The following is an 11,384-nucleotide window of genomic DNA, read 5'->3' on the forward strand; positions in this document are numbered from 1 at the left end:
ACCACCCACCGAACACCCCGAACAACCCGCGCCGCACGCCACATCGAAACACCGCCCGCGGGCAAATACCCCATGCCCCAACCCGCAAAACACCCCCTTGACAACAAACCTCATAGGCCGCTCAGGGGCCGGGTGGAACGCCCCACTCACTTCGTTCGGCGGGCTCCTCAGGGGGCGGTGGGCCGTCAGGAATCCACGACCTGTGCCACGCGCTCCTCGATTCCCTCGATCCCTGCGAGATCTATGCCGAAACGACTTCCGAGCAGATCGAGAACCTCAGCCGCAGAAGCGAGTTCACGCTTTTCGCGGGTTCCGTCGGCGTGGTACACGGCAAGGTGTCGATTGTTGAGGTTCCACCGCGTGTCGTCGACGATCAGGCAGACCATGAGCGCATTGGGAAATGGTGCACTCGGATTCGTCGAGGCGAACCAACTCCCGACAACGCTGTCGACCGGGGGACGCGCACGATCGGTGAACAGGTACAGCGGTTGCCACCGCCCTCCGACCTTGGACTCCATGACGTGGAAGAGCCCGTCGTCGGAGAGCGTGATCCGGAACGGCTCGAGGTCGGTGGGCTGCTGGGTTCCGACCTCGAAACGCAGTGGAGCCGTGGGTGTCTGGCCCCCGAACCCGACATCGACGAGCCAGCTGCCGTCCTGCCCGGGCACGCGAACCGAGAGGAGTTGATGGGTCTCCGCGGGTAGCGGACCGGGCTCCTTCATCCACACGACACGGCCGGCCAACTGGTCGACGGCAAACCCCAGGTCCAGCAGGACATGGCGGAACAAACCGTTGTGTTCGTAGCAGAAACCGCCGCGCCGCCGGCCGACCAACTTGTCGTGCAGACTCTCTCGATCGAGGTCGGCCACCGGGGTGCCGGTCAGCGGATCGAGGTTCTCGAACGGGATGTGCCGTACGTGTGCGGCAACGAGGCCGGTCAGTGTGTCGAGCGATGGAGTCGTCGGGCCGGTGTATCCGATCCGATCGAAGTATGCGGCGGTCATCGTCGATAGGTCGGCTTCGCTCGAGGTCATGTCCCCATCCTGGCATCGGGTAGTGCCGACGGTCCCACGACGTCGGCGCCGAGATCGGCCACCCGCCGCCGCAACTCGCGATCGGCGGTCACCACGGTCATCTGTCGACCTCGGTGTTCGGACACCAAGTCGACGATGCGATCGTCTCCGGATCGTGGCGCCGGTTCGGTCGACACGGTCGGTGACGGTGCCACGTGTCGCGCCTGCCCTTCGACGACCATGACGACCTCGACCGGGCCCGGGATGCCCGGTAACCCGATTTCGGCGAGTCCCACCAACCGGTCTCGGAGTCGTTCCGTGGCTCCGTGCCGGTCGCGCCACCATCCGTCGGGCTTCGATCCGACGACGTTGGCGGCGTCGACGATGATCAGCGGAGGCCGGGGCGTGGTCACACCGCCAATGTACGCACCACTCGGGTGCCATCGACAAAGCGCCACAGAGGGCCCCGGCCGGGGTGTGCCGGGGCCCTCCCGCAGCGGGGTCGGTCGACCTAGTGGAGCGCGACCCCGTGGCAGAAGCGGTTCTCGGGGTCGAGCGCCGCCTTGATGGCGACGAGTCGCCGGTGGTTGTCTTCGCTGAACGACGTCGCCGACCGCGCGGTCTTCTCGTCGAACTCGACGAAGTTCAGATACGCGGCCCCGGTCACGTAGGGCTCCAGGGCCTTGCGGGTGAGTCGCAAGGCGGACTCCACCGCGAGTCCGACGTGCGGATCGGGCACCATCGATGCCAGCTCGAGCAGGAAGGTGCCTTCGCGCCCGCGATCGTTGGGGGACGTCGCGGCCCCGCGCGCCACCGCACCGCCGGCGTGCCGGATTTCGGCGAACAGCACCAGCGGAAGGGTTCCCGGCTTGGGTCGGACCCGGTCGACCACGATGTCGATCGCGGCGTCGGGCAGCTCGTCGAGCCACTCGGTGGTGACCATCGCCGGTAGCGGATCGGTCGGGTCCATGCTGATCGCGTCGGCCGCTGCGAACGGCATCTCCGCCCACAGATCGACCTCCGGGGTCTTCCACTGCCGCCACTCGTCGATCACCCGGGCACCGTCGGCGACGTCTCCGGACCAGCAGCCGCGGACCAGTGTGAAGGTCTTGCCGCGGAAGGGTTCCGGGACGATGTCGAGCGGTGGGAAGTTCATCACCGTCACCGCCGACGTCAGGTCCTCGGACTGCTGCGGCGCCCACTCGGCGAACCGCCGCAGCACCTCCGGTGCGTCCTCGGCCGAGTAGAACAGATTGCCGGCGTAGACGGTGCTGACGGGGAAGAGGTCGATCACGACATCGGTGATCACGCCGAGACTGCCACTGCCACCGCCGCGCAACGCCCAGAAGATGTCCGGATGACTCGTCGCGCTGACCCGGAGCGGGTTGCCGTCCGGCGTGACGATGTCGAAGGAGCGGACGGCGTCCGACGACAATCCGTACTTGCGTCCCAGCCACCCGAATCCGCCGCCGAGCGTGTATCCGACGACGCCGACGTCGGTGGTGGACCCGAGCAACGGGGCCAGCCCGTGCTCCTGGGCTTGTGCGAGTACCGGCGCCCACTTGGCACCGGCCGCGACGGTGGCGGTGCGGGCTGCCGGGTCGACGCTCACGTCGGTCATCTTCGAGGTGTTGATCAGCAACGCGCCGTCGGCGGCCGAACCCGGACCGTGCCCGGTGGCCTGGATCGCGACACGAAGCCCCTCGTCCGCGGCGAACCGGACCACCTCGATCACGTCGTGGCGGTTCGCGGGAACGGCGATCACGGCGGGACGGTGGTCGGCCAACAGGTTGAAACCGGTGCGGGCCTCGTCATACCCGTGGTCTCCGGGCCCGAGGACGTCGCCGGCGATGCGGTCGGCGAGTTCGGCGAGGACCGAGGTCTGCGGACGGACCTCGAGCCCTTCCGGGGAGTCGGGGTGGGTGGCCGGACGGGTGGTCTGAATGGTCATCGAGTGGTTCCAATCGCTGTGCGCCGAAGTCGTCGGCTGGTCGGGGTCCGGATGTCCCGGATGAGACCAACTCTCGACGGCACCCCTTGAGAGGTACTTGGGACCGATTTGGAGACCCGACCTCAAGTCGATTCGCGCAGGTCAGCGGGCGAGATCTGGATACCCGTGATCGGTCGCGAACGCCTCGATGCGGGCGCGTAGCGCATGAGCCTCCTGCCGTGCGGCCACCCGCCGGGCCTCCCGCAACGTGTCGCGGACAGTGGTGGCGGGATGCTGCGTGGCGTGCTGGAACTCGGCGCAGACGAGAAGGCGATGGGCGTCGGGATAGCGTTGACCCGTTCGTTCGGCGAACACCTGTGCGTGCTCGAGCAGCACCGGGACGTCCTCGAATCGGCCGGCGGCGACCAGGGCCTCGGCGTAAAGCGCCCACCACAGGCCGATTCCGGTGCGCTGCTCTTGGCGTGGGTCGTGCAGACGCTCGATGTGGTCGAGGGCCTCGTCCGGCGAATCCCCGACCGCCCGAGCCCACCAGTACATTCGTTCGCCGCCTGTCCGCAGGTACTCCAGCGCGTTGTGCGCGGACGAACGCACGAGGCGCTCACCGACCTCGCGGGCCCAGTCCACGTCCCCGATGAGAGCGGCGCCGGTGACGGCGAAGATCGCTGTTCCGAGGTATGACATCGGTTCGTCGGGTCCGGTGTCGATCTGCTCGAACAGTTCGCGGCCGACCGCTGGGCCCTCGGACAGGGTTGCTGCGACCGCCCGGAAACCCTGTCCGATCATGAGCTGGTCGAGTTGGAGACCACTGACTGCCCGGTCGATCGGCGCATAGGTCTCGAGCACCCGGAGCGCCTGACCGATGTGACCTCGGTCGAACAGGTCGATCCCGGTTGCCTGCATCCCGAGGTGCTTCACCACGGGGTTGTCGGACAGTCTCGCCCGGGCCGCGAGTTCGTCGGCATGGCGATGCGCGCCACGGATGTCGGCGATCTGTGAATGTGCCGCGAATCTCGCGTAGTCGAGCCGTGCGAGCAGCGCGTCGTCGGCATCGGCCTCGCCGAGTTCCCGTGCCCGGCGGAGTAGCTCCCGATCGGCGGCGAAGTACCCGTTGCGGGCCACATCGCTGGCGATCAACGTGGTGATCGCCTGCAATTCCAGGTCGCGGTCGTCGATACCGCGCGCCAACCGGGCAGCATCGGCGAGCCACCGGGTTGCGGTGTCGAAGCTGTAGCTACGCAGGGCGATTCGGCCGGCTTCCACGAGGGCACGGGCGGTTCGGGCGCGGTCGGCCAGCGGGCCCGCCGAGAAGAGGTGGGTGGCGCGCTGGGTGGTCGCGCCGGCCGTCGGATCGCCTTCCAACTGATCGGCGACGGCGAGATGGAGGCGACAGGCTCGCGAGGTGGAGATGCGCCCGGCGATCGCCTCACGGATCAGGTCGTGGTCGAAGCGGAACGCGAACGGGTCGTCCGGTTCGGCGCCGATCAAACCCGCGGCGTCGGCGGGTTCGAGTGCCTCGAGGGTCTCGTCGATCGGCCGTCCGGCCGCCGCGGCGAGCAAGCTGAGGTCGACCCGGCTGCCGATCAGCGCCGCCAACTCGAGTAGTTCCACCGTCGCCGGCGGCAGCGGACCGAGCCGTTCACGGACGACGTCACGCACCCCGGCCGGAACCGAACGGTCGTCGATGGACCCGCGGTCGGCCAGGATACGGGCCAATTCCCGCACGAAGAACGCGTTGCCGCGCGTGCGGTGGGAGATCGACGCGACCGTGCCGGGGGTCGGCCAGTCCCCGGTCTCGCGGCGGACCATGGCCGAGATGTCGTCGTCGGTGAGGGGGCCGACCTCGATCCTGCGGTGCTCGGGTAGCCGGGACACCGTGGCCAACGCGTTGCCGACCGCCAACCGCCGGGTCCGCGTCCGCAGCGACGCGAAGAACGTCACCCCGGGCGTGCGCCGTGCGGCCATGTGCGCGAACAACTCCAGTGATGCGCTGTCGGCCCATTGCACATCATCGAGGACGATGATCAGCAGATGTCGTTCGGCCACCCCGGCGAGAATGTTCGCGGCCTGATCGTAGAACCGGAAACGTGCTGTCGCATCCGGCATCTCACGGGGTGGTGGAATGACGGTGGTGTCGTGGGTGACCAGGCGCCCGAGGTCGTTGTCGAGGAGGGCGGTCCGGTCCTCCGGGGCCAGATCCGGCAGAACGGTTCCCAGGATCTGCACCCACGGCCACATCGACGGGGCGGCTGCATCCTCGACGCACCGCCCCCACAACACCTTTAGGTCGGCCGCGGCGGCCGCACGGCGGGCGGCTTCCTCGATGAGGGCGCTCTTGCCCGCGCCGGGGTCCCCCTCGACGATGACCACGCCGCCAGGCCCCTGCAGCGACGCGAGGACCGCGCGGTGCAGGACCGACAGCTCGTCGGTTCGTCCGATCAGAGAGCCGATGTCTGCCCCGGCCGCGTCCTCGGGCGATCGGGCATCGGCGGTCGCGGAGCCGGTGATCGTCGTGCGCTCGCCCCCGGGCGCCTGGGCGAGGGCATCCGGGACGGTTGGCGGGGCGGTGACGTGATCGCTCGGACCGACCAGGCGCGGTACCCGTCCGGTGGCGTCGGGCAGCACCAGGTCGGGTGCGTGGTCGAGGATGTCGCGTTCCAGATCCCGAAGGCGCGGACCAGGATCCACGCCGATCTCGTCGGCGAGAATCTTCCGGGCGTCGGCGATCGCCGCAAGCGCATCGGACTGGCGTCCCAGTCGGTATCGCGCGGTGGCGAGGAGCACCCAGAGGCCCTCGTCGAGCGGTGAGCGGCGAACGGCCTGCTCCAGCTCGGGCACGAGGGCCCGATGCTCGCCCAGCGCGAGACGCACCTCGTACGAGAACTCGAGGGCTTCGCCGATCGTGCGGTCCAGCAGGGCCGCGGCCTCGTCGCGAAAGGCCAGGCCCTCGAACTCCGGCAGCAGTGGGCGATATCCGTCCAACGCGGCCCGCAACTGCACAGCGGCTTCGGCGGAGTCGCCGCGGCGGTGTTGCGCGTGGGCGTCGGCGATCACACGAGTGAGCCTGCGCGCGTCCACCTGATCGTCGTCGGCGACCAGTGCGTACCCGGCGCCCCGGGTGACGAGTACGGATGACGGGGCTCGTGGTTTGCGGCCGGGTTCCAGAGCTTTGCGCAGGCCCGAGATGTACGCCTGCACCGAGACCTCGGCGCGGTCGGGTGCACTCGCTCCCCAGATGCCTTCGATCAGGCGATCGACGCTGACTTGGGCGCCGGCCGCGAGGATCAGCTGAGCGAGCACCGCACGCTGCTTGCGCGTGCCGAGTTCGGCGGGCTCGGAATCGATCTGCGCGCCGAGTCCGCCCAGGACCGTGTATGCGAGCCGAGCCACCAGCGAGAGTTTAGACCTGATCGGCGTGGGTCGCCCGCGGATGTCCATTTGTTCGGACTACGCTGGCGCCGTGTCCGATTCCGTGAACCGGGACGCCGGTCGAGCAGTTCGTGAGAGAGGTGACGGGCGTGCGGCGTGAACAACTGCTGGAGTATCGCGGTGTCGAGGTCCCCGATCTCATCGGCGACGATTGTCGATTGCTGTTCGTCGGCATCAACCCCGGCCTGTGGACCGCCGCGGTCGGCGCTCATTTCGCACGCCCCGGCAACCGGTTCTATCCCGCGCTGCATCGGGCAGGCATCGTCGAGCGATTGATCGACGCCTCCGCGGGGATGTCCGACGACGATCGTGACATGTTGTGTCGCAGCGGTGTCGGCATCACCAACGTCGTCGCGCGGGCGACGGCGACGGCCGCAGAGCTGTCGGCTGACGAGCTTCGTGCCGGTGGTACGCAACTGCGTGCGCGTGTCGCCGATATCGGCCCACGGGTGGTCGCCGTCGCCGGGATCACCGCGTACCGGTCGGCGTTCGAGATACCGCGGGCCGTCGTCGGTCGTCAGGAGGAGCGGTGGGACGGCGCCGAGGTGTGGGTGGTCCCCAACCCGAGCGGACTCAACGCGCACGAGACCGTCGATTCCCTGGCGGTGGCCTACGGCGACGCGGCCCGTGCGGCGGGCATCCTCGAGTTCGACTAGAAGTCCGACGACGAGAACACGCGTCGCCGCACCGCCAGGAGCTCGACCTCGGGGCGTCCGCCCGCGAACCGTTCGACCGCGTCGAGCACGTCGACGACATGCGAGCGGTCGGCGGCGACGACGCTGACACCGATGACGGTGCGGCGGTGGGCGTCGAGGTGTCCGACCTCGGCCGTGGACACCGAGAATCGGCGTCGGATCTCCGCGATGATCGGTCGGACGATCGATCGCTTGTGTTTGAGTGAGTGGACGTCGCCGAGCAGATAGTCCAGTTCGGCGAATCCGATCCACATCGTCGAGTCGGTCACGGGTGTCGGGGATTCAAATCAGCGGGGATACAACTCATCGGGGATACAACTCATCGGCCAGTGCCCGCTTGGTGGACACGGCACGTCGTCGGGCTGCCCCGTCGAAACCGCCGGCGCGTGGACGTTCCGGGATCACCTCGGGGTCGTCGACCACCGTCCACCGGGATCCGCTGGCGGTGAGCGACCCGTGTTTGGTGGCGTAGTAGTCGGGCCGCGGGATCACGGCGACGCCGGAGTCGCCGGCTGCGGCCGCGACGAGATGCGGATGGAATCGGGTGCTGATCCAGGTGTCGCCGAAGCCGACCGGCAGGCCGTTGCGCCACACCCCGAGGAAGGGGATCGTCCGTGCTCCTTTGAGTCGTTCCCCGAGTCTCAGTGGCACTTCGCGGTCGCGGCCCGGAATTCCCTCGATGACGGTGATCGCATCCCCCGGCACCTCCCAGGCGTCGAGGGTGGCCCGGATGAACTCGGTGAGTGCATCGAGTCCGGTCTGGCCCCGCGCGCTGAACTCGTCGGCGAGATCGCCTTGGACGCACAAGGTCACACCTGCCGCGGTCCCGCCGGAGCTCAATCGCCCCGGTGTCTGCTCGAGCTCGGGTCTGCGGACGACTTCGGGATCGTCGAGGCCCAGCCAGGCGTCGTCGCCGGTGTGTCGACCCGACCCGGCGCCGGCCAGCGCCGCGGCGGACGCGGCGTCGCGACAGTCGAAGACCGCGAAGTCCTCGATGCCCTTGCGCAGGACCGACCACGCGGGTTCGCCCACCAGCGGAAGCAGCCCCTGCCCGGTGGCGTAGGCCGGGACCCCGGTGGCACGGGTGAGTTCGGCGACCGCGGCCACCAGCGAGACATGCTGAGGCCAGACGGCGTTGAGGTATCCGCCGCCGAGGATGTGCACCGAGGTCGCCCGTCGGAACACGTCGACGCCCTCGGCGAGCCGCGGCGCCGGTCCGAAACGCGTGGCGGCGTCGGCGACCCAGGTCCATGGCGTGTCGGGATCGGGGCCGTCGGTGCGTTCCCGGTCAGACGCGTAGTGGGTCAGTTGCCAGAGGGTGTCGACGAACACTGCGCGTGGGTGCAGGTCACGCAACAGGAGACCGGCCTGGCCGGGGCTGTGACAGTCGAGGACGACCATCGCCCGCGGACGACGGACAGCCAGCTCACGCAGCCATGCGCGGGCGATCAGTTCGTCGCCGTAGTTGGGGAATCCGGCCGGGGAGATGAGGTAGATGATCTCGTCGTCGCCGCGCCGGTTGCGAAATCGGTCACGGAGAGCGGTGGGGACACCGGGCACTGGCACTCATGGGATGTTACCCACCGTCGGCGCGCCGCATGCACGCTCTGTCAGTGATCACCGCCGAGGAGGTCGGCGACGTGGTCGGGGACGTACTTCGACAGCGACCGCGGCGGTCGCCGGTAATTGCCGGAGTCGATCGGTTTCTTCGGCAGATCGACCTTGGGCCGCGGCACGTCCTCGTAGTCGATGGTCGACAGCAGGTGGGAGATCATGTTGAGGCGGGCATGCTTCTTGACGTCGGACTCCACCACGTACCACGGGCTCAGCGCGGTGTCGGTGTGCACCATCATCTCGTCCTTGGCCCGGGAGTAGTCCTCCCATCGGTAGACGGCCTCGAGATCCATCGGGCTGAGCTTCCACTGCCGCACCGGGTCGTCGAGCCGGGAGCGGAAACGTTTGAGCTGCTCGTCGTCGGACACGGAGAACCAGTACTTGCGCAACAGGATTCCGTCGTCGATCAGCATCTGCTCGAAGATCGGTGTCTGGCGCAGGAACCGGGTGTGCTCCTCCGGCGTGCAGAATCCCATGACCTTCTCGACACCGGCGCGGTTGTACCAGGAACGGTCGAAGAGGACGATCTCGCCGGGCGCCGGGAGATGGGCGACGTAGCGCTGGTAGTACCACTGACCCCGTTCGCGGTCCGTCGGCGCCGGCAACGCCGCGATGCGTGTGACGCGTGGGCTGAGGTATTCGCTGATCCGTTTGATGGTGCCGCCCTTGCCGGCGGCGTCGCGGCCCTCGAAGATGACGACGACCCGAGAACCGGTGGCCCGGACCCACTCCTGCAGTTTCACCAGTTCCGTCTGTAGTCGAAAGAGTTCGGCCTCGTAGACGTTGTTCGGGATCTTCTTCGCAGCCTTGCCATCTGTCGACTTCTTCGCCATGGGGAGAGGATACGGCGCCGGAGCGCACGCCGGACCGAAGACCCGAGAGCGACACCCCATTCGGCCTCAGGCCGGCAACAGATCCCCGACCGCGGCGATCTCACCCGCCAGTTCGGCCACCGACGCGTCGATACGGGCTCGCGAGAAGTCGTTGATGTCGAGACCCTCGACTATCTCCCACCGCCCGGCCACCGCACGCACCGGGAACGAGCACACCAGACCTTCCGGCACACCGTAGACACCGGGTGACGGCAGAGCCGCCGACGTCCAGTCGTCGGCAGGTGTGCCCAGGACCCAGTCGTGCACGTGGTCGATGGTGGCGCTGGCAGCCGACGCGGCCGATGACGCGCCACGGGTCTCGATGATCGCGGTGCCGCGTTTCGCGACGGTGGGGATGAAGTCGTCCTCGAGCCACGTGCGGTCCGTGGCCAGTTCGGCTCCGGACCGACCCGCGACCCGGGCATGGAAGATGTCCGGGTATTGGGTGGGAGAGTGGTTGCCCCACACCGTGACCCGGCTGATCTCCCGCGCCACACACCCGGCGCGGTGCGCCAGCTGCGCGATCGCCCGATTGTGGTCGAGGCGGGTGAGTGCGGTGAACCGCTCCGCCGGGATGTCCGGTGCGTGCGCCGACGCGATGGCCGCGTTGGTGTTCGCGGGATTGCCCACCACGATCACGCGGAGGTCCTCTGCGGCAACGTCGTTGAGGATCGCACCCTGCTCTGCGAAGATCGCGGCGTTGGCCTGCAGCAGATCCGCGCGTTCCATCCCCTTGCTGCGCGGCCGGGACCCGATCAGCAGGGCGAAGTCGGTGCCGTCAAAGGCCGCGCGTGGGTCGTCGTAGATGTCCACCGACAGCAATTGCTCGAACGCGCCGTCGTCGAGTTCCATCGCCGTTCCGGCGGCCGCGGACACGGCATGTGGCAGTTCCAGGAGGCGCAGGTGGACGGGGCGCTCGTGACCGAGCATCGCGCCGGCGGCGATCCGGAACAGGGCCGCGTAGCCGATGTGGCCGGCGGCACCGGTCACGGTCACCACGGCAGGGTGCGACGATGACATCGAGGCCTCTCGTGGTCAGCGGGTCGACGGCTGCTGTTCGACGAGAACGACCGTCTGTACGGGACTGGACAGCGCCAGGACGGGACCCAGCACACGCCAGGTCAACGGCACCGACGTGAATCGTGTCAGCCACCCATCGGCCTCGGACCGCGGCGCCGGACACGCCATCATCGTCGACGCCAGGCGGTCGATGCGGAGTTGGTCGCCTTTCACCGTCACGGTGCCGGCGTGTTGGTTGCATCCGGCGTCGAGGCCGACGCGACGTTCACCTCGGGCGAAGTCCACGGTGAGCGGGCCTCCGCCGGGGATGGCGCCGCCGATCACGCCGACCGACGAATAGGAATGACCGGCGAGCAGCGTGTAGGGGTCGTCGGGCAATATCGGCGGGACCGGAGCAGGGCGGAGCGGCGCGGGCGGCACCGGCACCGGTGCGGCCGTCGCGGCACCCGTGCCGACCACGGGGGCGACGAGGGCGAGGAACGCCACCGCCAGCAGAACCGATCGGAGCGAACCGAGTCCTTTCGGCGCCGTGACTTGTCGATTTCCGCGCTCTGCGGCGCGATGCGATAAGTGACGATCATCCTGTGTCGCCACCGTCTGCGCACCAGTGCAAGGCATGAGCCAACGGTACCCAACCGCACGGTTCGCCGTGCGGCCTTCTACGGCTGATCGCGGTACGGCTGATCGCGCCCGTCGGGAGATCGAGACGGTCGCGTCAGCCGATCGAACGGGCGGGGACGAGGTGCCTTCGACGGTGCCCCGGTGCACGGCGCGTACCGTGGACGGCGACCTC

10 protein-coding genes are annotated in these 11,384 nt (G+C 68.6%); 1 reads left to right on the top strand and 9 read right to left on the bottom strand.

The genetic code is table 11. The features are described 5' to 3' along the window. Positions 1-185 precede the first annotated feature (185 nt). The 4 genes from VZC37_RS06880 to VZC37_RS06895 all read right to left on the bottom strand — a co-directional run bounded on the left by VZC37_RS06880 (position 186) and on the right by VZC37_RS06895 (position 6,351). Entirely contained in the window at positions 186-1,034 is an 849-nt protein-coding gene (locus tag VZC37_RS06880; protein WP_330431739.1) for an arylamine N-acetyltransferase family protein, read from the bottom strand. After that, complete coding sequence (locus VZC37_RS06885; protein WP_431309377.1) at positions 1,031-1,435, bottom strand: hypothetical protein; 405 nt, start codon at positions 1,433-1,435, stop codon at positions 1,031-1,033. Before VZC37_RS06885 ends, VZC37_RS06880 begins: the two co-directional genes overlap by 4 nt. Positions 1,436-1,524: 89 nt before the next feature. Next, on the bottom strand, positions 1,525-2,964 hold the full coding sequence (locus tag VZC37_RS06890) for an FAD-binding protein (RefSeq protein WP_330431741.1): 1,440 nt from the start codon (positions 2,962-2,964) through the stop codon (positions 1,525-1,527). A 141-nt stretch (positions 2,965-3,105) separates the two neighbouring features. Next, complete coding sequence (locus VZC37_RS06895; protein ID WP_330431742.1) at positions 3,106-6,351, bottom strand: ATP-binding protein; 3,246 nt, start codon at positions 6,349-6,351, stop codon at positions 3,106-3,108. A 119-nt stretch (positions 6,352-6,470) separates the two neighbouring features. Between VZC37_RS06895 and VZC37_RS06900 the strand changes: the two genes are divergently transcribed. Beyond that, on the top strand, positions 6,471-7,046 hold the full coding sequence (locus VZC37_RS06900; RefSeq protein WP_431309378.1) for a mismatch-specific DNA-glycosylase: 576 nt from the start codon (positions 6,471-6,473) through the stop codon (positions 7,044-7,046). On the opposite strand, the gene VZC37_RS06905 is transcribed toward VZC37_RS06900, so the two are convergent. The 5 genes from VZC37_RS06905 to VZC37_RS06925 all read right to left on the bottom strand — a co-directional run bounded on the left by VZC37_RS06905 (position 7,043) and on the right by VZC37_RS06925 (position 11,209). Further along, complete coding sequence (locus tag VZC37_RS06905; protein ID WP_330432463.1) at positions 7,043-7,339, bottom strand: DUF503 domain-containing protein; 297 nt, start codon at positions 7,337-7,339, stop codon at positions 7,043-7,045. The genes VZC37_RS06900 and VZC37_RS06905 overlap by 4 nt on opposite strands. 49 nt (positions 7,340-7,388) lie before the next feature. Beyond that, on the bottom strand, positions 7,389-8,651 hold the full coding sequence (locus VZC37_RS06910) for a polysaccharide pyruvyl transferase family protein (RefSeq protein WP_330431744.1): 1,263 nt from the start codon (positions 8,649-8,651) through the stop codon (positions 7,389-7,391). 44 nt (positions 8,652-8,695) lie between these two features. Continuing rightward, positions 8,696-9,532, bottom strand: a complete 837-nt coding sequence (gene ppk2, locus VZC37_RS06915) for a polyphosphate kinase 2 (RefSeq protein WP_330431745.1) — start codon at positions 9,530-9,532, stop codon at positions 8,696-8,698. Positions 9,533-9,598: 66 nt separating this feature from the next. Continuing rightward, positions 9,599-10,591 carry a malate dehydrogenase gene (locus VZC37_RS06920; protein WP_330431746.1) on the bottom strand — a complete coding sequence of 331 codons (993 nt, stop codon included), beginning with the start codon at positions 10,589-10,591 and terminating at the stop codon, positions 9,599-9,601. 15 nt (positions 10,592-10,606) lie between these two features. Then, positions 10,607-11,209 (bottom strand): META domain-containing protein, encoded by a 603-nt coding sequence (locus VZC37_RS06925; RefSeq protein ID WP_330431747.1) that lies wholly within the window; start codon positions 11,207-11,209, stop codon positions 10,607-10,609. Positions 11,210-11,384: the final 175 nt, after the last annotated feature.

Origin of the sequence: Gordonia sesuvii (genome assembly GCF_036350415.1) — a bacterium.
GTDB lineage: Bacteria > Actinomycetota > Actinomycetes > Mycobacteriales > Mycobacteriaceae > Gordonia > Gordonia sesuvii.

Bases quoted from the DNA above. Each gene is read 5' to 3' on its own strand.
- ppk2 (WP_330431745.1), bottom strand. From the start codon at position 9,532: ATGGCGAAGAAGTCGACAGATGGCAAGGCTGCGAAGAAGATCCCGAAC.
- VZC37_RS06890 (WP_330431741.1), bottom strand. From the start codon at position 2,964: ATGACCATTCAGACCACCCGTCCGGCCACCCACCCCGACTCCCCGGAA.
- VZC37_RS06905 (WP_330432463.1), bottom strand. From the start codon at position 7,339: ATGTGGATCGGATTCGCCGAACTGGACTATCTGCTCGGCGACGTCCAC.
- VZC37_RS06920 (WP_330431746.1), bottom strand. From the start codon at position 10,591: ATGTCATCGTCGCACCCTGCCGTGGTGACCGTGACCGGTGCCGCCGGC.
- VZC37_RS06880 (WP_330431739.1), bottom strand. From the start codon at position 1,034: ATGACCTCGAGCGAAGCCGACCTATCGACGATGACCGCCGCATACTTC.
- VZC37_RS06925 (WP_330431747.1), bottom strand. From the start codon at position 11,209: ATGCCTTGCACTGGTGCGCAGACGGTGGCGACACAGGATGATCGTCAC.